The sequence below is a fragment of the Brevundimonas sanguinis genome, from assembly GCF_029636725.1.
Lineage (GTDB): Bacteria > Pseudomonadota > Alphaproteobacteria > Caulobacterales > Caulobacteraceae > Brevundimonas > Brevundimonas sanguinis.
The window spans coordinates 1,012,323-1,034,239 of sequence record NZ_CP116770.1 but is presented as its reverse complement, the minus strand read 5'-3'; the positions used below and the strand labels follow the sequence as shown (position 1 = coordinate 1,034,239).

The following is a 21,917-nucleotide window of genomic DNA, read 5'->3' as shown; positions in this document are numbered from 1 at the left end:
CAGGCTCAGGGGCCGACGATGACGTCAAGCGGCGTCTCCGCGTGCAAGCAGGCTCAGCCCATCCCCTGCATGTCGTGGACGGGCATCATGTTGGTGTTCAGGTGATACATGACCCAGACCGAACCGGCGACGGCGATGACCACGATCACCAGGGTGAAGATCAGCGCCAGCATGTTCCACCCGCCCTCGGACCTGTGGTTCATGTGCAGGAAGAAGATCATGTGCACCACGATCTGCACCACGGCGAAGCCGGTGATGATTAGACCCGTCAGCTGCGGCGCCAGCACCCCGGCCATGACCAGCCAGAAGGGAATGGCCGTCAGAACGACCGACAGGCCGAAGCCGATCAGATAGCTTCTGTAGGTGCCATGATCATGGTCGTCGCCGTGGTGATCTTCGTGAGTCACGGCGTGCTCGTTGTGGGCTTCGGCGCTCATCGCAGCATCCCGAACAGATAGACGAAGGTGAAGACGCCGATCCAGATGACGTCCAGGAAGTGCCAGAACAGGCTCAGGCACATGAGGCGGCGGCGGTTGGCCGGGATCAGGCCCTTTTGCGCCACCTGCACCATCAGGGTGACCAACCAGATGCAGCCGAAGGTGACGTGCAGGCCGTGGGTGCCCACCAGGATATAGAAGGCCGACAGGAATCCGCTGCGCTGGGGCGTGGCGCCCAGGTGGATCATGTGGGCGAACTCATAGAGCTCGATGCCCAGGAAGCAGAGGCCGAACAGGCCGGTGATCGCCAGCCAGGCTTGCGTCTGCGCCACCTTGTTGCGGTACATCGCCAGCATGGCGAAGCCGTAGGTGATCGACGAGAACAGCAGCATCGACGTGTTCACCGCCACCAGCGGCAGGTCGAACAGATCCTTGGGCGCCGGGCCCGCCGCATAGTTGCCGCCCAGCACGGCGTAGACGGCGAACAGGATCGCGAAGATGAGGCAGTCGCTCATCAGATACATCCAGAAGCCCAGCATGGTGCTGTGGCCCTCGGGATGATGCGGCTCCTCGACCGGGTGGAAGATCGGCCGCCCGGCCTCGTCGATGTAGTCGGAGTGGATGGAAGGTGCGTGGCTCATCGAATCACCCCTGCGTCGCTGCGGCGGCCGCCAGGGCCTGCGTGCGCGCGTCCTCGGTCGCCTGAACCGTCTCGGCCGGGATGTAGTAGTCGCGCCTGTAGTTGAAGGTGTGGAAGATGGCGTAGCCGATCACGGCCGCGAAGCCCGCCGCCGCCAGCCACCAGATGTACCAAATCAGGGCGAAGCCGACGATCAGCGACAGCGCCGACAGGATGAATCCCGCGCCCGTATTGGCGGGCATGTGGATTGCCCTAAAGCCGCCGACCGGACGCTCATACCCGCGCGCCTTCATATCCCACCAGGCGTCGCCGTCGTGGATGATCGGCGTCTTGGCGAAGTTGTAGTCGGGCGGCGGCGAGGAAGTGGCCCACTCCAGCGTTCGGCCGTGCCAGGGATCGCCCGTCTCGTCGCGCAGCTTGTCGCGGTTGATGATGCTGACCGCGAACTGGATCAGCATGGCCAGGATGCCGACGGCGATGATCGCCACGCCCACGCCCGCAATGATGAACCAGATCTGATAGGCCGGGTCGTCGAAGACCCGCATCCGCCGCGTCACGCCCATGAAGCCCAGGACGTACAGCGGCATGAAGGCCATCCAGAAGCCGACCACCCAGCACCAGAAGCTGACCAGCCCCCACTTCTTCTCCAGCTTGAAGCCGAAGGCCTTGGGCCACCAGTAGTTGATGGCGGCGAACAGGCCGAACAGCACCCCACCGATGATGACGTTGTGGAAGTGGGCGATCAGGAACAGGGAGTTGTGCAGTACGAAGTCCGCCGGCGGCACCGCCAGCATGACGCCCGTCATCCCGCCGATCACGAAGGTCAGCATGAAGGCGACCGTCCACATCATCGGCAGCTCGAACCGGATGCGGCCGCGATACATGGTGAACAGCCAGTTGAACAGCTTGGCCCCTGTCGGGATCGAGATGATCATCGTCGTGATCCCGAAGAAGGAGTTCACGGACGCGCCCGAGCCCATGGTGAAGAAGTGGTGCAGCCACACCAGGTAGGACAGGATGGTGATGACCACCGTCGCATAGACCATCGAGGTGTAGCCGAAGAGCTTCTTGCCCGAGAAGGTCGAGGTGACTTCGGAAAACACGCCGAACAGCGGCAGGATCAGGATGTAGACCTCGGGGTGGCCCCAGATCCAGATCAGGTTCACGTACATCATCGGGTTGCCGCCGAAGTCGTTCGTGAAGAAGTTGGTGCCGATGTAACGGTCCGCCGACAGCAGGACCAGCGTCGCCGTCAGGATCGGGAAGGACGCCACGATCAGGACGTTGGCGCACAGCGACGTCCAGGTGAAGACGGGCATCTTCATCAGGCCCATGCCCGGCGCGCGCATCTTCACGATGGTGGCGATCAGGTTGATGCCGGACAGGGTGGTCCCTACGCCCGCCACCTGCAGCGCCCAGATGTAATAGTCGACCCCGACGCCGGGGCTGTAGCCGATGCCCGACAGCGGCGGATAGGCCAGCCAGCCGGTGCGCGCGAACTCGCCGATGAACAGCGAGGCCATGACCAGCACGGCCCCCATCGTCGTCATCCAGAAGCTGAAGTTGTTCAGGAAGGGGAAGGAGACGTCCCGCGCCCCGATCTGCAACGGCACCAGATAGTTCATCAGGCCGGTGATCATCGGCATGGCCACGAAGAAGATCATGATCACGCCGTGGGCGGTGAAGATCTGGTCATAGTGGTGGGCGTTCAGATAGCCCTCGGACCCGCCGAAGGCCATGGCCTGCTGGATTCGCATCATGATGGCGTCAGCGAAGCCGCGCAGGAACATGACCAGACCCAGGATCATGTACATGATCCCGATCTTCTTGTGGTCCACGGTGGTGAACCACTCCTTCCAGAGATAGCCCCACAGCCTGTAGCGGGTGATCAGGGCCAGCATCCCCAGACCGCCGATGACGACGACGGCGAAGGTGGCGACCAGGATGGGCTCGTGAAACGGAAGCGAGTCCCAGTTCAACCGGCCCAGAAGCGGCGATGTTGTTTGTTCGACAGTCATGATCGTTCAGGCGCTCAGGATTGCGACGCGGCGGGCGCGGACGCCGTGGAAGGCGCGGAGAAGAGGGAGGCGAAACGCTCGTTCGGTTCGGACCGGCCGGGGCGTTCAAGCCCCTGCCCCATGACCCGGTTCAGCGGCGTGTCGCGGGCGACGTCCTCGCCGAAGGCCTGACGGCGGCGGGCGGCCTCGACGGCGGCGGCCTCGGCCTCCAGCGGGGTGCACAGCGTCATCACATAGGACTCGCCGGCGCCGAACACGGCGTCCCCGCGACGGGCGTATTTGTCATAGACCAGCGGCAGGGTGTTCTTGACCGCCGCCAGGCCCAGACCGCCCTTGCGGTCGATGTCCATCATCTCGCCCATGCACATCTTGCCCGGCTCGACGCACATGTTGACCACGGCGTCGAACAGGCGGTCGTCTACCGAGGCGTAGTGGATGACGGGGACCTTCTCGCTGGGCTTCTCCAGCTCCAGATAGGTCTCGCGGTCCAGACCCTGACCGGCGGCGCGAACGCCCGCGACCCACTGATCGAAGGCCGCTTCATCCAGCCCGTGGAAGGCGAAGCGCATGTTGGAGAAGCCGTCGCCCGAATAGTTGGCCGAGAAGCCGACGTATTCGCCCGGGCGGTTGATCACGGCGTGCAGCTTCGTCTCCATGCCCGGCATGGCGTATATCTGACCGGCCAGGGCCGGGATGTAGAAGGAGTTCATCACCCCGGTCGAGGTGATGTGGAAACGGATCGGCCGGTCGACCGGGGCCGCCAGCTCGTTCACTGTGGCGATGCCGTATTCGGGGTAGATGAACAGCCATTTCCAGTCCATCGCTACCACCTCGACCTGGAGCGGGCGATGCTCCTCGGCCACGGCCTGCCCTTTGGCGATGCGGTCCAGCGGCCGATACGGGTCCAACAGGTGCGTCCCGGCCCAGGTGATGGCGCCCAGGCAGATGATGATCAGCAGCGGCGCCGCCCAGATCACCAGCTCCAGATGGGTCGAGTGGTCCCAGTCCGGCTCGTAGCGGGCTTCCTTGTTCGATTCCCGATACTTCCAGGCGAAGAAGACGGTCAGGATCATCACCGGAATGATGATGATCAGCATCAACACCACGGACATGACCAGCAGATCGCGCTGCTGTGCGGCGATGTCGCCGGCGGGCGCCAGCACCACGGCCTGACAGGCAGGCAGCATGGCCAGAAGGGGCAACAGCAACAGGGGGCGCAGTCGGCGCACGGCGGCTCCAGTCGAGGTTTGAGACAAGGGCTCGGTCATCGTCCTGCCCCCGTAAACCCCACCTCCGGAGTGCGACATTGGACAATCTGCCCTATCCCCTCTGCGATCCGAGGGGAGCAAAGGGACGCTTTAGCCATTCTATGATCGCGGGCGTGTACGCGCCCCGGTGCAGGGAGCCTCATGGTCATGAACGCAGCCAGCGGCGCGCCTTCTTCAGAGCCCCTTGAACGGGACGCCAGCCGGATCAACGCGCGAGACGGCAAAATCGACGCGGGCGAAATCGCCATCGGCGTCATCATCGGCCGGACGTCCGAGTTTTTCGACTTCTTCGTCTACGCCATCGCCTCGGTCGTGGTGTTTCCGCAGCTGGTGTTTCCCTATGCGGGGCCGCTGGGCGGGACGTTGCTGTCCTTCGCCGTCTTCGCCGTGGCCTTCATCGCCCGGCCCTTCGGCACGGCCCTGTTCATCGCCATCGACCGGCGCTTCGGGCGTGGCACAAAGCTGACCATCGCCCTATTCCTGCTGGGCCTGTCCACCGTCTGCCTGGGCTTCCTGCCGAGCCATGCGCAGGTCGGCCACTGGGCGGCCGCCATGCTGATCGCCCTGCGGATCGGTCAGGGCGTCGCCCTGGGGGGCGCCTGGGACGGCATGGCCTCCCTGCTGTCGGTCAGCGCCCCCGAAAAGCGCCGCGGCTGGTACGCCATGGTCCCGCAGCTGGGCGCCCCGATCGGCCTGATCGTGGCCAGCGCCCTGTTCGCCTATTTCCTGAGCAAGCTGTCGGCCGCCGACTTCATGGACTGGGGCTGGCGCTACCCGTTCTTCGTCGCCTTCGCCATCAACGTGGTGGCCCTGTTCGCGCGCCTGCGCATCGTGGTCACCCCAACCTTCCAGGCCGCCTTCGAGACGCTGGAGCTGCACCCCGCGCCCGTCGGCAAGGCGGTGCGCGAAGAAGGCGGCAAGATCGTCATCGGCGCCTTCGCCCCCCTGGCCAGCTTCGCCATGTTCCACATGGTGACGGTGTTCCCGCTGTCGTGGGTCTTTCTCTACACCGACGAGGCGCCCAGCCGCTTCCTGATGATCGAGCTGATCGGCGCCGTCTTCGGCCTGTTCGCCATCCTGGCCTCGGGCTGGCTGGCCGATCGCTACGGCCGCCGCGCCCTGCTGGCCGTCACGGCTGCGGGCATCGCCGCCTTCTCGGGTTTCGCGCCCCAGCTTCTGGACGGCGGCCCGGCGGGCGAACTGACCTATATGATCCTGGGCTTCATCCTGCTGGGTCTGTCGTTCGGCCAGGCCTCGGGCGCGGTGGCCTCCAGCTTCAGCCTGAAGAACCGCTACACCGCCTCGGCCCTGACCTCGGACCTGGCGTGGCTGTTCGGCGCAGGCTTCGCCCCGCTGGCGGCCCTGGCCCTGTCGGGCAAGTTCGGCCTGGTGGCGGGCGGCGCCTATCTGCTGTCGGGCGCGATCTGCACCCTTCTGGCCCTGTGGCTGAATCGCGAACTGGCCAAGGAGCGCGCGAGCGCCAAGGCGTGACCGCCGGATCGGACGCCGCCTCATGATCAAGGGCGGCGCGCTCGGAGGAGCGCGCCGCCCGTGTGACATCTGCGGGTCTCTTCGCCTCGATAAGGTTATCGGCCGTTTACGATAGGACTTAAGCGCCCGCTAAGTCTGTCTGGTCGCCTGACGTTAACAGCGGTCGAGTATCGTCACCTGGAAATCAAGGGTGATGAGGACGTCATGACCAAGCTGATGCAGGCAAAACGCCGTGCGCTTCTGGCGATAGCCGCCGGCCTTACAATGGCGGCGGCGCCCCAGATCGCGGCCGCGGGTCCGACAGCGGGACATTCCTACAAGCTGCGCGCCACCGTGCCGGTCGCTTGCTGGGTGCGCCCCGATCGGACCGTCATGGCCGAAACCGGCCGCATGGGCTCGGTGGTCGAGGCCTGCAACAGCCCCGGCGGCTTCACTGTTTCGGCCCAGTACCGCCCCCTGGCGGAGACCGAAAAGGCCCGCATCGTCTACGGCGACCGCTCGCTGGATCTGACCAGGACCGGCCTTCTGGAGCTGCGCCGCTCCAGCATGGCGACCATTCGGACCGTCGACTACCGCTTCGACGACGTTCAACTGGACGAGCCGTTGATCCTCGCCCTGACGATCCAGCCGATCTGACAGGCTCATAGTCCTCAAACGATGACGCCCCGCAGATCGCTCTGCGGGGCGTTTTCACTTGCGGTTCAGGCGCGAACGGCCTCGCCCCCGCTGATCAGATCGCCGCGACGGTGAAGGTCAGGGTGTCGCTGTAGTCCCCCGCCCGCTTGCCGGAGGTATCGCCGATGCGGACGGTCAGGGGATAGTCGTCGTTACGCCCCTGAGCCGAGGCCACGTCGAAGCTGTACGGCGCCGTCAGGTTGACCTGCCGGGAGCCCATCTGCAGCCCATAGTCGATGGACCAGGCGGTGCCCGCCTGACGCAACTTGCCCAGGTTCTGAGACGTGACGGACACGCGATATCCGCCCGTGCTGTGGACGTAGACCGAGGTGTTGAGCGCCCGCGTCCCCTCATTCAGTTCGCCCAGATTGATCGTCGGCACGCCGTTCTGTCGGATGAACTCGCCCTTGAGGCCGATCATGGCGGCCGCCGCCATTTCCAGAACGATGGTCACGGGCCGTTCGGCATGGACCTCGCCGTCGGCCGCTTGCAGGGCGATATAGGCGACCTGGCTGTAGCGCCCGTAAGGCAGATTGGCGGGCGGGCGGACGGCCACGCCGATCCGGGCCAGTTCGCGCCCTTCCTTGGGCACATGAATCTGGGCCCCCGTGACGATGCCGCTCACCCCCGAACGGGGCGTGATATCGGCGGTGCTCTGCTCATCGCGCATGGCGTAGGGCACGCGCACCCTGCTGCCAGGACTTCCCAGGCCGAACGGCTCACCGCGCAGAGACACGCTGAAGCGCCCGTTGCACGGCGTCTGACCCGTGTTGACCAGCGCCATGTCGAAGGTGCGGTACGCGGCGTCGTCCTCGAGCGGGTTATAGCGAATGACCCACTGGTCGACTGCGGGGTCCAGGCTCAGGTTGCACTTGGCCTGGGCGGAAGCCTGGCCGGCCAGCCCCAGGACGCCCAGGGCGCCCACGGCGGCGACAGCCAGTTTACGAGCATCTCCGGCGATCATGTTCTTCTTCCTTCCCGTTATTCTTCCGGCACGTCGATCGGCAGGGTTACGGTCTGCATGTCGAGCAAGCCCTCGTTGTCGGCCGGCACGGTGAACTCGAAACCCGCCGCCGGGCTGGTGAAGAGTTCAACGCGATAGGTCTTGCCCGGCTTCAGCTTCTGGACGGCGAAACGGCCGACCGAGTTGGTGAAGAACAGTTCGGGCTCGGCGTTCGGCTCGTCCGCGGGACGCACGCGGCCCGAGAGCAGGGCCGCCGGCCGGCCCCCGTTGCCCACGATCCGTCCCAGGGCGGAGACGAAGGCGTCGCTGCCGACCTGGATGGAATAGCCGCTCTTGTAGGCGGGCCGAACGCGCAGCACGCCGTCGCCGACATCATAGCCCAACGGAACGTCCAGCACGTCGTAGCGCACAGACTGGTTCACATAGGAGGTCAGGGTGTTGGACAACGCCGGCCCCAGGGCGCCGCTGCGCGCCGTATAGGCCCCGCCCTGGAAGGACTCGCCGACGATGACCGGGTGATCCCCGAGCGTGTCGTGCGGGTGGACGATGGCGAAGCTGTCGTAGATGTTCCGCCCGATCGCCGCCCGACCGCCGGTCGTGGCGATCGAACTGCCGATGCGCAGGGTGGTGACCTGCTCGTCCGAGATGCTGCTGAAGCTCTCGCCGAACGCCGTGTGCGACAGGCTGGCGTCGAAACGGTTGCCCACATAGTCCAGCTGGCCCGAGACCGTGCCGGGACCGTCGTCATAGGTGGACTGGACCGAGTAGCCCCACGATCCCACGCGGTTCTCGCTCGACTGCTGGAAGCGCATGCTGCCGGAATTGCGAGCCGAATTATAACGCGCCTCGCCGCGCCGATCGTATCGCGGCGACCAGATCAGTGCGATGGTGAAGCCGAAGCCGTCGCGGGTCGTCCCGAAGCGGTTGCCGTAGTCCGTATACTCCGTCCCGAACTGCAGCCCCCAGGCGGGCGTCACCCGATAGGTGGTCGTGGCCGACAGCGTGTAGGAATCGTCCATGAAAGTGCTGCGGCTCATGCGGTAGGAGGCCGTCGCGTTCGCCAGCCAGTCCGCGGAGAAGCGGTGCGAATAGGCCCCCGTGAAGATCCACGAAATCGGGTTCTGACCCGAGGCGTTGCCCAGGCTCGAATAGTCCTCGGACGTATAGTCCGCCACGAAGGTCCAGCTGTCGTAGGTGTCGCCCCGGTCGACGGCCAGGTCATAGCTCAGGGCATAAGCGTAGCCCTGGCCGTAGTCGCTGTTGCTGACCGACAGGTCGAGACGCGCCCGCGCGCCGTTCTTCAGGATCACCTGCGTCTGGCCGGTCAGGTTCTGCACCTCTTCCGAAGCCTGCAGCCCTATGCCCAGCGCCGGGCGGTTCTCGAACGCCTTGCGCCAGTAGCCGGTGAAGGCCAGCTCCCCGTCGCTGTAGTCCGGCGTGCCGAACAGTCCGGAGTTGGTCACCCCCAGATAGGCGCCGTATTCATAGTCGCCCGGCTCCAGGTCGATGGCGTCCAGATAGGCGCTGTAGGAGACGGTCTCCATCCGCCCTGATTCATTCTGAATCTCCAGCTGGACGTCGTTCGAGCCGGTTTCGAGCGGCAGGTTGGAGAGGTCGTACTGGCCCGGATCGAGGCGAAACTCGCGGACGAAGACGCCGTTGCGCAGGACACGGACCGTGGAGGCTTCCTGCAGGACCAACTGCCGCCCGCCCGCCAGGACGTTGTTGCGGAAACTCTCGAAGCGCTGACGCTGGCGCGCCACGCCGACGCCGCCCATCTGGACGTAGCCCTGCCGCCCCCGCGTCTCGGGATCCAGGTCGCCGAGGTACCAGCGACGGAAGGCTTCGGGCTGATCGTAGACGAAGCGCGCGTAGCGCCGGTCGACCTCGTAATCGCCGGTGAGCAGGTCCTCTCGCCCCTGGACGTCGGTTTCGAAGACCAGGTTCCGGAAGCGCATCGCGCCATTCAGATAAAGACTGGGCGTTCCGACCTCGCCGGTAGAATTGCGCCGCTGAACCAACATGTTGGTGTTCAGATAGGCCGAGAAGTCCTCGGGCGCGACGCCGGGATCGTCGGGTCGGCCGCCCTGGAACAGCGACTCCACCGAGCGCTTCGTCGGATCGATGCGCAACACCAGCACCGCCAACTGATCGGGGTCGTATTCCAGGCGAATGCCTGTCGTGTTGATTTCCTCGGGCGCGAAAGACTCCACGCCTTCCAGCCGCGCCGCCAGTTCCGCCTGGGCCTCGGGCGTCAGCAAGGGGTTGATCAGACGCTGGAACCCCGCGCTCTCGACGATGAAGCGGTCGTCGCGCGTCAGCAGGACCGGCATCTCGCCCAGCACCCGGCTGTTGAAGTTCAGCGGCACCGTCATGGCGATGTCCCGGTCGTAGGGGTTGATGTTGGGCCGCGGCTGCGCGGCGCCGGTCGTCTGGCTTGCAGCGACGGCCTGCCCTTCCTCGACCTGCCCGTCCTCGGCTGGCCCGTCCTGGGCCGCAGCCGTCGACGCCGCCAGCATGGCTGCGATCAGCGCCAGGCGCGACGCCGTCCCCCTGATCCTCGCCCCCCTCATGGTCAGCGTCCGAACCGAAGGGTCACAGGCTTCGCCGGGTCCAGTTCAACGCCCGTCGGCAGCTTGAACGTGCGCCGACCGCCGCCGGGCGCCAGATATCCGACGCCGACGGTCTGGGAGACTTCATCGCTGTTGTATTCGCGACGGAACGGCTGACCGGCCTTGTCCATCCCTTCGACGATCCAGGTGGCGCCGCTCATCAGGGCGTAGCGTTTGCCGCTGTTGGCGACGACGATCTCGACGCCCGGCTCCGCCGGAGGCGCCGCGACGGGCTGGCCGCCCGTGAGCGAAGGATCGATCTCAGGTGCGGGAGGCGTGACCATCGCGGGCCTGACCGAAACAATCTCGACCTTGGGCTGGGCGCCCGGGGGCGCCACCACGATGAGGGCCTTCATGGTGTAGAGCACCTGGACGGCCACCGCGCCGCCCCCCTCGGCCACGTCCGGGTCGGTGGCGACGGGCAGTTGCTTCACCCACAGATAATAGGCGCGCGATACGTCGATCGCCGGATCGCCGATCCACTGGACGCGAACGACCTGCCGACCGCTGACGGGCACCACGCCCTGAGGCGGAAAGACGAGAAAGTCCTCATCCGCCGGCGTCTCGACGATATTGCCGTCGGCGTCGATGTCCATGCGCGTGATGCGGGTTTCGAACGGCAGGGCGGCCGAGCCGACATTGCCCACTTCGATGCGCGCGGCGGACCCTGCGCCCGACGTCGTCAGTTCCGACACCATCGGCGACACCCGCATGGCCCAGGCCGACGTCACGACCAGGAACCCCGCGATCACGACCGCAGCGCCCCGGAGCAACCGTCCCAGCCGCGGCATACGTATGCTCAATCGCACCATCACCGACGCTCCCCAAACCCCATCCAAAGGCGTCCGCTTTCGGCCGCCCAGGCAAAACCGCCCCACATGCCGCCTTGGGGCGACATCGAGGCAGTCTAACAACCGTTGATCACTGAAAAGAAAACGCGCGGAGCGGCCAGGCCGCGCCGCGCGCAATCGGTATGAACGTCGTCGCTTAGAAGGCGGCGATGTTGACGGTCAGATCGCCTTCATAGCTGCCGGCGAGCAGCGACCTGGACGGGACCGGGATGTTGACGTTCAGGGCCATGGCGGACTTCCAGGCGCCGTGCTGCTTGCTGACCGAGTTCGAGCCGGTCGGCAGAACCAGCGAGGTCGCCGAAGCCGCGCCCGCCACGCCGACGTCGCCGGCGATGTAGTTGGCGGTCACCGAGAAGGGCAGATTCGCCTGGAACACGTTGGTGTCGTAGCCGGCGGAGCTGTTGTTTACCAGGCCGCGGATGTCCGACTTCGACAGGGTGACGGTGTTCGAGGTGTTGCAACCCGCCAGGTTGCTGTCGATCGTGACGTTGGCCGGGGCGGTCATGTCAAAGGCGGCCGCAGGACCCGTGTTGTCCGAGGCGTAGATGCCGATCGTGCCGAAATCGATCGTCTGCGAGGTGCTGCTGCCCGAGTAATAGGCGCAGTCGGTCGACACCATGCCCTTCAGGGTGAAGGTGGCGCCGTCGTCGCCGGCGGCCGTGCCGTTGTCGCCCTGCGCGCCGCCGAAGGCGTGCCACGACGAAATGGCCGAGTCGCCATTCTGAGCGTTCGCGCGGTTCAGACCGGCAGCGATGTTTTCCAGGAAGTTGCCGCCGGACACGTTTTGCGTGCCGACGATCGGCAGGGTGGTCTGGCCGCGGTTGATGGTGTCGGCCGAAGCGGCCGAGGCGGTCAGGGCGACGGCGGCGACGCCGGCCAGCAGGGTAGCGATCTTCATGATGATTTCTCCAAGCGAGGTTTTTGAAATTCCAGCGACCGAGACTGAAAGCGCCCTCGATCTGCCCTGGATGGTAACGAACTGCAAAAGACTAGGTCAAGAAAAAAATCGACGTTCTGTAGTCGATTTTTGAATTTCTCTTCTAAGGCGAAAGCAAATTGCGGCATTATACGACCAATAAGGCCGAATATTACTGACGTTAACTTAGGTGTTTTACTAAACTCTAGGCTGAATTGTAACACTGAGAGTCTCAGCGTAATCACCAGCCAGCAGACCGGCCCCTTCGGGCGGCTGAGTTCGGATCTGCAGTCGACCGCCGCCCGCAGCGATCGCGTCGCCGCTGCTCAAGGTCTTGCGGGCCGTCAGCTCGGCGCTTGAATAGGCCGCGCTCATCATGCCGTCTTGCGGCGCAAGGGTCGGAACGGCGACATTCAGGGTGTAGCGGAGGGTCCCGGCGAACGGCCCCTCGCCCCGAGGCTTGGCCACATGAGCCAACCCGCCGCTGGCGGATTCGAAACTCAGATCGAAGGGCACGTTGCAACGGAGACCCAGGTCCGCCGTCACGACCTCATTGCCGGTCAGTTCCCCGAAGTCGATGACGCCCCCGCCGGAGAGGCGGCAGTCGGCGACGATCCGTCCCGTGACCAGGACGTCGAATCCTGTCGCACTCTCGATGGAATCCGCCTGGGCGGCCGCCGCCGAAAGAGCGACGAGCATGCTGCCCGCCAAGGCGCCGATACGCATCAGACGCCGACCAGCCGTCGCCCGGCGCGCACTTCTTGTCCTTGCGGTCCCACCCAACGTTCGCCTCCCTTGGCCGCCCCTGCGGCCGCCCCGTCCACACAGACAGGGTTCGCTGGTCAGCGTTCCAAGAGGCGTGCCATCCCATTTTGGCACACAACCAACCGGACGAGCGACGAACGCGCCCAGCCGGTAAAGGTTAATGAAACGTTAACACCAAGCTCTCTAGTGCGAAGCTCTGGCGCGGGCAAGTAAATGTTTCATTTTGGGATTGTGATGGTATTTCCCTGTGTCAGCCCGCCTTGGCCTTGCGCCGCCAGTGGGTCAGCAGGTGCTCGGTATAGCCGTTCGGCTGCTCCCTGCCCCTGAACACCAGATCGCAGGCCGCCTGCCACGCCGGGCCGTCATAGGCGGGCGCCAGCGGGCGATGGGCCGGATCCCCAGCGTTCTGACGATCCACCACGACGGCCATGCGCCTCAGCGCCTCCATGACCTCGTCCTCAGTCGTGACGCCGTGGCGCAGCCAGTTGGCCAGATGCTGGCTGGAGATGCGCAGCGTCGCCCGATCCTCCATCAGGCCCACGTCGTGGATGTCCGGCACCTTGGAGCAGCCGACGCCCTGATCCACCCAGCGCACGACGTAGCCGAGGATGCCCTGGGCGTTGTTGTCCAGCTCCTGCCGGATTTCATCCGCGCCCGGCGTTCCGGTCGCGAACGGCGGGGTCAGCAAAGGCGTCAGGCCGGTCGGCGCGCGCGTGGCGATCTCGGCCTGGCGCGCCCAGACGTCGACCTCGTGATAATGCAGGGCGTGCAGCGTCGCCGCCGTCGGCGACGGAACCCAGGCGGTCGAGGCGCCCGCGCGCGGATGGCCCGCCTTGGCCGCCAGCATATCGCCCATGCGGTCGGGCGCGGCCCACATCCCCTTGCCGATCTGCGCCCGGCCCGACAGGCCCGCCTTCAGGCCGATGTCGACGTTGCGATCCTCATAAGCCTTGATCCAGCCGGTCTCGCGCACCGCCTCCTTGCGGACGACGGGGCCGCCTTCCATCACCGTGTGGATCTCGTCGCCGGTGCGATCCAGGAAGCCGGTGTTGATGAAGACCACCCGGCCCTTCGCCGCCGCGATGCAGTTCATCAGGTTGACGCTGGTGCGGCGCTCCTCGTCCATGATGCCCATCTTCAGCGTAAGGGCGGGCAGGCCCAGCATGGCCTCCACCGCACCGAACAGCTCGTCGGCGAAGGCGACCTCGTCCGAGCCGTGCATCTTGGGCCGCACCACATAGATCGAGCCCGCCGGACTGTTGCGCTCAATGGCCGGACGGCGCAGGTCGTGCAGGCCGATCAGGCCGGTCATGGCGATGTCCAGCAGATGCTCGGGCGTCTCGCGCCCATGGGCGTCCAGCACGGCGTCGGTCGTCAGGTGCAGGCCGACGTTGCGCACCAGCATCAGGCTGCGCCCCTTCAGCGCCCGCGTCGAACCGTCCGGCGCCGTATAGAGGCGGTCGGGGTTCAGGCGCCGCTCGACCGGGCGGCCGTCCTTCTCGAAATCGGCTTGAAGATCGCCGCGCATCAGGCCCAACCAGTTGGCGTAGACCAGCCGCTTGTCCGCCGCGTCGACGGCGGCGACGCTGTCCTCGGCGTCCGCGATGGCCGACAAGGCCGCCTCGACCACGACATCGGCGACGCCCGCCGGGTCGTCGCGGCCGATGCGGTGCGCGCGGTCGATGACGATCTCTAGATGCAGGCCGTTGTGGCGCAGCAGAACGCCCGACGGCGCCGCCGCCTCCCCCGCATGACCGGCGAAGACGGCCGGATCGGCCAGCCCTGTTTCACGCCCGCCTGACAGGGCGACAACCAACCGCCCGTCCTCGACGCGATAGCCGACCGTCTCGGCATGACCGCCCTCAGCGAGCGGCGCCGCCTGATCCAGGAAGGCGCGGGCCCGGGCGATCACCCGCGCGCCGCGCTCGACGTCATAGCCGCCCGGCTTCGGCGCCTCGCCCAGCGCATCGGTGCCGTAAAGCGCGTCATACAGGCTGCCCCAACGCGCATTGGCGGCGTTCAGCAGATAGCGCGCGTTGGTCAGGGGCACGACCAGTTGCGGCCCGGCCAGGGTCGCGATCTCGGGGTCGACGTCGGCGGTCTCGGCCTGCACGCCCCCGCGTTCGGGCTCGATGTAGCCGATCTCGCGCAGGTAAGCCTGATAGGCCGCCTGGTCCGGCTGGCCCGGATAGGCGCGGTGCCAGTCGTCCAGCTTGCGCTGCAGTTCGTCGCGATACTCCAACAGCTCGCGGTTGCGGCGCCCGAAGCGGGCCAGCAGCCCCTCAACCCCGGCCCAGAAGGCGTCGGCGCTCACGCCGGAACCCGGCGCCGCCTGCTCACGCACAAACGCGTCCAGGTCTACAGCGACCTTCAGGCCGCCATGGCGGACATAGGCGTCGGCGGGGGTGTTGGGGGCGTCGAACATGGCGGTCTCCTTCAGGCTGAAGACTAGGCCTGAATGGCCGCCGCTATCCACGGCGCAGAATGAGGCCTATCTTTGCTAAATATGCAACGATAAAAGCCCATCATGCTGGTCGAGTATGAAATCTTCGTCCGCGCCCTGGAGGAGGGCAGCCTGTCCGCCGCCGCGCGCAGGCTGGACCTCTCGCCCGCCGTGGCCTCGCGCAGGCTGGCGCGGCTGGAGGACCGGCTGGGGGTGCGGCTGATCGAGCGCACCTCGCGCCGCCTGGCCCCGACCGAGGCGGGACGGCTGGTCTATGACCGCGCGGCGCAACTGCTGGAGGGGGTCGAGGACCTGGAGGCCGTGGTGTCGCGCCGCACCACCCAGGCGCGCGGCCTGCTGCGGGTCTCGGCGCCGACCTCGTTCGGGCGGCGACGGCTGGCGCCCCTGCTCCAGCCGTTTCTGGCGGCGCAGCCCCGCCTGACGCTGGAGCTGAACCTGACCGACGCCTTTGTGGACCTGATGGCCGAGGACGTGGACGTGGCGGTGCGGATCGGGAGCTATGAGGCGGCTGATCCGCTGATGCACCGACTGGCGCCGAACCGGCGGGTGCTGTGCGCCTCGCCCGCCTATCTGGCCGAGCACGGCGCGCCGCAGACGTTGGACGACCTGCGCCGCCACGCCCAGCTGGCGGCCGAGAACCAGTCGACCTGGCGGCTGGAGGGTCCCGAAGGTCCTGTCGTCTTCCGCGCCCGCAGCCGGGTGCGGACCAACTCAAGCGAAGTGGCCCGAGAGTTGGCGCTGGCGGGCCTCGGCGTCGCCCTGCGCTCGACCTGGGATGTCGGCGACGAGCTGCGCGACGGGCGGCTGAAGGTGGTGCTGCCGCAATATGCCGGCTCGTCCGACGTAGCGATCTTCGCTCTGACGGCAGGGCGGGCGCGGGCCGAAACCCGCGTCCGCGCCTTCATCGACTTCCTGTCCGGCCTGTATGGCGATGTGCCAGAATGGGACAAATGACCCTTCTCCCCTTGCGGGAGAAGATGGCCCGTCAGGGCCGGATGAGGGGTGTCGGCTCGGCGTTTGACCCGAGGCCGTCAGCCCGCTTTTTCGCACCCCTCATCCGTCCGGCTTCGCCGTCCACCTTCTCCCACAAGGGGAGAAGGGCTGTATTTTACTTCAGCCACCGATCCAGCCAGGACGACATCTCATACAGGGCGTGCCCCACCGACTCCCGCGCGCGGTAACCGTGGGCTTCCAGCGGCAGGACGACATAACGCGCCGTCGCGCCATTGCCCTTCAGCGCCGCATAGAAGCGTTCGGTCTGCACCGGGAAGGTGCCCGAGTTGTCGTCCGCCTCGCCGTGGATCAGCAGGATCGGCTCGTTCACCCTGTTGGCGTAGGTGAAGGGCGACATCTCCGTATAGGTCTCGGTCGCCTCCCAATAAGACCGCTGCTCGGCCTGGAAGCCGAACGGCGTCAGGGTGCGGTTATAGGCGCCCGAACGCGCGATGCCGGTCTTGAACAGGTCGGTGTGCGCCAGCAGGTTGGCGGTCATGAAGGCGCCGTAGGAGTGGCCGCCGACGGCGATCCGCTCGCGATCCGCCACGCCCAGCGCGACCACGGCGTCGACCGCCGCCTTGGCGCTGGCCGACAGCTGTTCGATGTAGGTGTCGTTCGGCTCGGCCCCGTCGCGGCCGATGATCGGCATCGCCGGGTTGTCCAGGATGGCGTAGCCCTGCGTCAGCAGGAACAGATGGCTGGAGCCGCCCGGCCGCACGAAGCGGTTGTCGGTATCGACGACCTGACCGGCCACAGCGGCGTCGGTGAACTCGGCCGGATAGGCCCACATCAGCAGGGGCAGCGGGCCGTCGCGGCCCTTGTCGTAGCCGGCAGGCAGATACAGCGTCCCCGACAGCTCCACCCCGTCGTCGCGGGTATAGGTGATCAGTTCGCGGCTGACCCCGGCCAGTTGCGGCGCCGGGTCCGGGAAAGCGGTCAGGGCCGTCACGCCGCCGTCCAGATCCCGCACGCGCAGGTTGGCCGGGTCGGTGCGGCTTTCGCGATAGGTGACCAGCTTGCGGCCGTTCTCGTCCAGCACGCCGACGACGGTTTCGTACTCGCCCTGGGCCGAGCGCCACAGACGTTCGCTCTCGCCGGTCTTCAGGTCCATAAGGTCGAGGAAGGGATACTGCCCCTCGCGCGTCGCGCCCCCGCCCTCGACGAAGACCTTGGAGCGGTCGGCATTGAAGCGCATGACCAAGCGGCCGCGCGCGTTCGGCTCGGTCATCACCGAGCCCGGATCATTGTAGCGGTCCTGATAGTTGCGATCGACCAGGACGCGGCCCGCGCCGGGGTTCGACGGGTCGACCAGGGTGCGGGTCTCATGCCGCGTGTTGAACCAGCGACTGTTGACGATGGCCACGTCGTCGCGGCCCCAGGTGGTTCCGGCGTAGCGTTCCTTCAGGTCAAGCAGCACCTGCGGACGGTCGTTGAACGGCGCGCGCAGCATGAAGACGCGGTCGCGCACCTCGGCGGCGTTGCGCGGATCGCCGCCGTCCTGAGCCTCGGTCCAGACCAGGGTGGCGTCGGCGTCCGCCCGCCACTGGACCGAACGCGGCCCCGGCGCCACGGCGTCGAACGGCGTCGGCACATTGTCCCGCAGCGGCAGGTCGGCGACGCGGTGCGCCTCGCGCCCATTGAGGTCAGTCACGATGATGTCCGACGGGAACAGGCTAGCCGGCACCACATAGGAATAGGGCTTCTTCACCCGCGTCTGCAGGATGTAGCGGCCGTCCGGCGAGGTCGACAGGTTCAGCACGACGCCGGGCTGTCCCACGGTGCGGGCGCGGCCGTTCAGCGACACCATGGTCGGCTGGCTGGTGAAGTAATAGTCGAACAGGGCCTCGTCGCCTGCATTGGACAGCAGGTCCTGATAGGTGCGCACCGGCGCGGCGCGGCCGCCGGTCTCGGTGATGATCGGACCTTCGGGCGGATGGTCCACGTTGGGTGCCACGCCGCGCCCGGCCGGAACCGCCAGGACCAGCAGGCCAGAGGAATCCGGCAGCCAGGAGAAGCCCGAACCCGAGGCGGCGTTGACCATCGGCCCGTTCAGCTTGCGCGCCTTGGCCTGGGCGACATCGGCGACCCACGGCTCCAGTCCGTTGGGGACGTTGACCAGGAAGGCGACGGTCTTGCCGTCCGGCGCCCAGCTGGTGTTCGTCAGGCGCGCATTGGCCGGCAGGCCCGACACAGGCCGCGCGGCGCCGCCGTCGATCGATTGGAAGCTAAGCCCGGTCAGCCAGGAGACGCGGCTGTTAGCCGGGCCGTTGTTGCGCGGGTTGATGCGATAGCCCGCCAGGCGCAGCATCGGCTCAGACAATTCAGCGATGCTGGGCAGATTAGAACGGTCGGTCAGCAGCAGGGTCTTGCGATCCGGGCTGACGCTGACGCCCGGATTCGGCTTGGCGTCCAGAATTTGGGCGATCGGCGCCGGCGGTTGCTGATAGGTGGGCGCCGCGTCCTGGGCCATCGCCGCGACGGGCAGCATCAGGGCCGGCACGGCCACAGCCAGAACCAGGGCGGGCAAGGCGGCCCCCATCAGTCGATTGCGCATAAAGTTTCCCCACTGAGTTCAGTCTTGTGCGGCCGCAGGTGTGTCGCCCCAAGGTCGCGGGGTCAACCGCCCGGCGTTTCGACGCATGGCGCTTGCCCCCCTTCGCCGCCCGCTTTAAGGACGAAGGAGACGGCGATATTCATCAGATGGTGAAAAAGGGAGTCCGATGGGCAAGATTTACGCTGACGTTAAGTCCGCGCTGGAGGGGCTGACATTCGACGGCATGACCGTCATGTCGGGCGGCTTCGGCCTGTGCGGCATTCCCGAGAACCTAATCGCGGGTCTGCGCGACACAGGCGTCAAGGGCCTGACCGTCATCTCGAACAATGCGGGCGTGGACGGCTTCGGCCTGGGCCAGCTGCTGGAGACGCGCCAGATCGCGAAGATGATCTCGTCCTACGTCGGCGAGAACAAGGAGTTCGAGCGCCAGTATCTGGCCGGCGAGCTGCAGCTCGAGTTTAACCCTCAGGGCACCCTGGCCGAGCGCATCCGCGCGGGCGGCGCAGGCATCCCCGCCTTCTTCACCGCCACCGGCGTCGGCACTCTAGTGGCCGAAGGCAAGGAAGAGCGCGAGTTCAACGGCCGCCGCTACATCATGGAAACCGGCCTGATCGCCGACCTGTCCATCGTCAAGGCATGGAAGGCCGATGAGCGCGGCAACCTCGTCTTCCGCAAGACGGCCCGCAACTTCAACCCGATGATGGCGGCGGCCGGCAAGGTCACGGTCGTCGAGGTCGAGGAGATCGTCCCCGTGGGCTCGCTGGACCCCGACCACATCCACACGCCGGGCGTCTATGTCGACCGCCTGATCCAGACCGTGTCCGAGAAGCGCATCGAACAGCGCACTGTCCGTCAGAAGGGAGCGTAACGATGGCCCGCACTCGCGAACAACTGGCTGATCGCGCCGCCAAGGAGCTGCAGGACGGCTTCTATGTGAACCTGGGCATCGGCATCCCGACGCTGGTGGCCAACTACATCCCGCAGGGCATGACCGTCACGCTGCAGAGCGAGAACGGCATGCTGGGCATGGGCCCCTTCCCCTATGAGGGCGAAGAAGACCCCGATCTGATCAACGCCGGCAAGCAGACGATCACCGAGATCCCCGAGAGCAGCTATTTCAGCTCCGCGGACAGCTTCGCCATGATCCGCGGCGGCCACATCAATCTGTCGATCCTGGGCGCCATGGAAGTGGCCCAGAACGGCGACATCGCCAACTGGATGATCCCCGGCAAGCTGGTCAAGGGCATGGGCGGCGCCATGGATCTGGTCGCGGGCGTCAAGCGCGTGGTCGTGGTCATGGAGCACGCCAACAAGCACGGCCAGTCCAAGGTTCTGAAGGAGTGCACCCTGCCGCTGACCGGCACGGGCGTGGTCAGCCGCATCATCACCGATCTGGCGGTGTTCGACGTCAAGCCGGACGGTTCGGGGCTGGAGCTGATCGAACTGGCCGACGGCGTGACCCTGGACGAGGTCGCGGCCAAGACCGAGGCCGAATACACGGTGGCGCCGGGCGTGGGCTGAGCCCACTTCCCGTCTGTTCCTCCCTTCTCCCCTCGAGGGAGAAGGTGGGCGCCGGAGGCGCTCGGATGAGGGGGCTGTGTCCACGTGTAGGACGGCTGACATCGAGGGCGAAGCCGACCTACCCCTCATCCGTCTCGCTCCGCGAGCCACCTTCTCCCCAAGGGGAGAAGGATTCTACTGTGTCGCCTGGCTGGCCTGCTGGTCGGTCCAGACAACGATCTGGCGGCTGGCCTCGGCCGTGGCGCGGTCGAAGGCGGCGACGATGGCCGACTGGCGGTTCTCGCCGGCGTTCTCGCTGACCGAGATGCGGTCTTCGGCCACGATGGAGCGGTCGCCCGGCCGAACCAGGCGCAGCAGCACGACGATATTCGCATCCGGCACGGCGCCCGGCGCGGCGTAGGTCGCCTCGAACCGGCGGACGTCCACGCTCAGCAACAGGCCGTCGCGCCTCAGCGGACCGGCGCTCAGAACCGTGCAGGTCGCCCCGTCCAGAAAGGCGTTGCGCAGGGCTTCCTCGAACAGGGTCTCGGCTGGAGACACCCAGCGTGCGCCCTTGATATAGGCGGCCTCGGCCCCTGTGACGGCCAGCACGCGGTCGCCACGCGCGGCCTCAGGGAAATCGACGCGGCGCATGGCGACATGAACGTCAGGACAGGCCGAGGTCGCTCCCGTCCCGGCGAAGGCCGAGGCGCCGCCAAAGCGGTACAACTGCACCGGATCAGGCGACGACAGCAGGGCGCACCCGGACAGCGCGCCAGCCAGGGCGACCGACGCCGCCGCAATCATCAGAGTGGAACGGATCACGGCTGCACCTCGATTTCCTTGGACGGCGCCTTGGCGATGAAGTCGCGCGGGCTTTCACGCACATTGTCGATCAGCGACTGAAGCGAACGCGTCGCCTGATCCAACTGGCGGATGGTGTCGTTCAGTTGCGGCACCGTCTGCGTGCCGAAGTCGCCCAGCGGCCCTTCCAGTCCGGTCGCCGAGCGGTTGATGGAGGCGATGGCGGCCTGCGCCTCCTGCGTCGCCTTGTTGATATTGGCGATCGCCTGCCTGCCGTCGGTGTCGATCATCTGACGCGCGCTGACGCCCAGGGCCTGATATTCGCCGACAGCGGCGTTGGCCTTGGTGATCGTCTCTTCAAGCTGCTGGAACATGCCTTTGCGGGCTTCGAGTTCGGCCGTCAGGGCCTCGACGTTCTTCACGCTGGTCGAGAAACTGCGGATGTTGTCGTCGGACATGACCCGGTTGATGCGGTTCAGGGCGTCCACCGTCTGAGCCAGCACCGTGCCCGAGCCGCTCAGCAGTTCGGCGATGGGGCTGGGCTGGCTCTGGATCACCGGCACGACATTGTCGGGGTATTGATCTTTCAGCAAGGCGCTCTCGGGCGTGCCGGCCGTGATCTGAATGTAGTTCAGGCCCGTGATGCCCTGCGGCTCCAACTGGGCGCGAGAGGTCACGCGCACCGGGGTCGTGCCGTTCAGGCGGACGCGGGCGATGACCTGATCGCCCTTCTTGGGGTCAAGGTTGAGGTTGGTCACCTCGCCGACGCGAATGCCGTTGAAGTGGACTTCCCCGCCCTCCGACAGTCCGCGCACGGGCCCGTAGAAGACGATGTCATAGACATCGTAGTCTTTGTTGAACTGCAGCCGCGCCAGCCAGATCGTGAAAACCGCCAGCGCCACCAGAAGGGCGACGGTGGCGATGCCGACGGCGGCGTAATGAGCGTCTCTTTCCATCGTTTC

The 21,917-nt window shown here is 66.4% G+C and carries 18 protein-coding genes; 5 read left to right on the top strand and 13 right to left on the bottom strand.

What is annotated here, in order from left to right:
• Nucleotides 1–53 precede the first annotated feature (53 nt).
• Genes cyoD through cyoA form a run of 4 tightly spaced genes read right to left on the bottom strand, consistent with a single transcriptional unit; the run spans nt 54 to nt 4,324 of the window.
• A complete protein-coding gene (gene cyoD, locus PIB44_RS05305; RefSeq protein WP_025978235.1) occupies nt 54–437 on the bottom strand; it encodes a cytochrome o ubiquinol oxidase subunit IV in 384 nt (127 codons plus the stop codon).
• On the bottom strand, nt 434–1,078 hold the full coding sequence (gene cyoC, locus PIB44_RS05300; protein WP_278070680.1) for a cytochrome o ubiquinol oxidase subunit III: 645 nt from the start codon (nt 1,076–1,078) through the stop codon (nt 434–436). The genes cyoD and cyoC overlap by 4 nt, the downstream gene beginning before the upstream one ends.
• A gap of 4 nt (nt 1,079–1,082) precedes the next feature.
• The gene (gene cyoB / locus PIB44_RS05295) at nt 1,083–3,095 is read right to left on the bottom strand and encodes a cytochrome o ubiquinol oxidase subunit I (protein ID WP_278070679.1); all 2,013 of its coding nucleotides are present in this window, start codon (nt 3,093–3,095) and stop codon (nt 1,083–1,085) included.
• Nucleotides 3,096–3,109: 14 nt separating this feature from the next.
• On the bottom strand, nt 3,110–4,324 hold the full coding sequence (cyoA, locus tag PIB44_RS05290) for a ubiquinol oxidase subunit II (protein ID WP_278070678.1): 1,215 nt from the start codon (nt 4,322–4,324) through the stop codon (nt 3,110–3,112).
• A gap of 186 nt (nt 4,325–4,510) precedes the next feature.
• Between cyoA and PIB44_RS05285 the strand changes: the two genes are divergently transcribed.
• The gene (locus PIB44_RS05285; RefSeq protein WP_278070677.1) at nt 4,511–5,854 is read left to right on the top strand and encodes an MFS transporter; all 1,344 of its coding nucleotides are present in this window, start codon (nt 4,511–4,513) and stop codon (nt 5,852–5,854) included.
• A 204-nt stretch (nt 5,855–6,058) separates the two neighbouring features.
• On the top strand, nt 6,059–6,490 hold the full coding sequence (locus PIB44_RS05280) for a hypothetical protein (protein WP_278070676.1): 432 nt from the start codon (nt 6,059–6,061) through the stop codon (nt 6,488–6,490).
• 94 nt (nt 6,491–6,584) lie between these two features.
• Here the strand turns inward: PIB44_RS05280 and PIB44_RS05275 are convergent, their stop codons facing one another.
• The 6 genes from PIB44_RS05275 to PIB44_RS05250 form a co-directional block, all read right to left on the bottom strand.
• On the bottom strand, nt 6,585–7,493 hold the full coding sequence (locus tag PIB44_RS05275; protein ID WP_278070675.1) for a hypothetical protein: 909 nt from the start codon (nt 7,491–7,493) through the stop codon (nt 6,585–6,587).
• A gap of 17 nt (nt 7,494–7,510) precedes the next feature.
• The gene (locus PIB44_RS05270; RefSeq protein WP_278070674.1) at nt 7,511–10,066 is read right to left on the bottom strand and encodes a fimbria/pilus outer membrane usher protein; all 2,556 of its coding nucleotides are present in this window, start codon (nt 10,064–10,066) and stop codon (nt 7,511–7,513) included.
• Nucleotides 10,067–10,068: 2 nt separating this feature from the next.
• Complete coding sequence (locus PIB44_RS05265; protein WP_278070673.1) at nt 10,069–10,857, bottom strand: fimbrial biogenesis chaperone; 789 nt, start codon at nt 10,855–10,857, stop codon at nt 10,069–10,071.
• A 235-nt stretch (nt 10,858–11,092) separates the two neighbouring features.
• Nucleotides 11,093–11,854, bottom strand: a complete 762-nt coding sequence (locus PIB44_RS05260) for a hypothetical protein (RefSeq protein ID WP_278070672.1) — start codon at nt 11,852–11,854, stop codon at nt 11,093–11,095.
• Between the two features lie 216 nt (nt 11,855–12,070).
• Nucleotides 12,071–12,571, bottom strand: a complete 501-nt coding sequence (locus tag PIB44_RS05255; protein ID WP_278070671.1) for a hypothetical protein — start codon at nt 12,569–12,571, stop codon at nt 12,071–12,073.
• A 316-nt stretch (nt 12,572–12,887) separates the two neighbouring features.
• Nucleotides 12,888–15,062 carry a malate synthase G gene (locus PIB44_RS05250; protein WP_278070670.1) on the bottom strand — a complete coding sequence of 725 codons (2,175 nt, stop codon included), beginning with the start codon at nt 15,060–15,062 and terminating at the stop codon, nt 12,888–12,890.
• A gap of 102 nt (nt 15,063–15,164) precedes the next feature.
• Between PIB44_RS05250 and PIB44_RS05245 the strand changes: the two genes are divergently transcribed.
• Nucleotides 15,165–16,055 carry a LysR family transcriptional regulator gene (locus tag PIB44_RS05245; protein WP_278070669.1) on the top strand — a complete coding sequence of 297 codons (891 nt, stop codon included), beginning with the start codon at nt 15,165–15,167 and terminating at the stop codon, nt 16,053–16,055.
• A 154-nt stretch (nt 16,056–16,209) separates the two neighbouring features.
• On the opposite strand, the gene PIB44_RS05240 is transcribed toward PIB44_RS05245, so the two are convergent.
• The gene (locus PIB44_RS05240; RefSeq protein ID WP_376787731.1) at nt 16,210–18,651 is read right to left on the bottom strand and encodes a S9 family peptidase; all 2,442 of its coding nucleotides are present in this window, start codon (nt 18,649–18,651) and stop codon (nt 16,210–16,212) included.
• Nucleotides 18,652–18,817: 166 nt separating this feature from the next.
• On the opposite strand from PIB44_RS05240, the gene PIB44_RS05235 reads away from it, so the two are divergent.
• Both PIB44_RS05235 and PIB44_RS05230 read left to right on the top strand, forming a co-directional pair.
• The gene (locus PIB44_RS05235; RefSeq protein ID WP_134580227.1) at nt 18,818–19,519 is read left to right on the top strand and encodes a CoA transferase subunit A; all 702 of its coding nucleotides are present in this window, start codon (nt 18,818–18,820) and stop codon (nt 19,517–19,519) included.
• Nucleotides 19,520–19,521: 2 nt separating this feature from the next.
• Entirely contained in the window at nt 19,522–20,172 is a 651-nt protein-coding gene (locus PIB44_RS05230) for a 3-oxoacid CoA-transferase subunit B (RefSeq protein WP_278070668.1), read from the top strand.
• 174 nt (nt 20,173–20,346) lie between these two features.
• On the opposite strand, the gene PIB44_RS05225 is transcribed toward PIB44_RS05230, so the two are convergent.
• Both PIB44_RS05225 and PIB44_RS05220 read right to left on the bottom strand, forming a co-directional pair.
• Entirely contained in the window at nt 20,347–20,976 is a 630-nt protein-coding gene (locus PIB44_RS05225; RefSeq protein ID WP_278070667.1) for an ABC-type transport auxiliary lipoprotein family protein, read from the bottom strand.
• Nucleotides 20,973–21,911 (bottom strand): MlaD family protein, encoded by a 939-nt coding sequence (locus PIB44_RS05220; protein WP_025978217.1) that lies wholly within the window; start codon nt 21,909–21,911, stop codon nt 20,973–20,975. Before PIB44_RS05220 ends, PIB44_RS05225 begins: the two co-directional genes overlap by 4 nt.
• Nucleotides 21,912–21,917 lie beyond the last annotated feature (6 nt).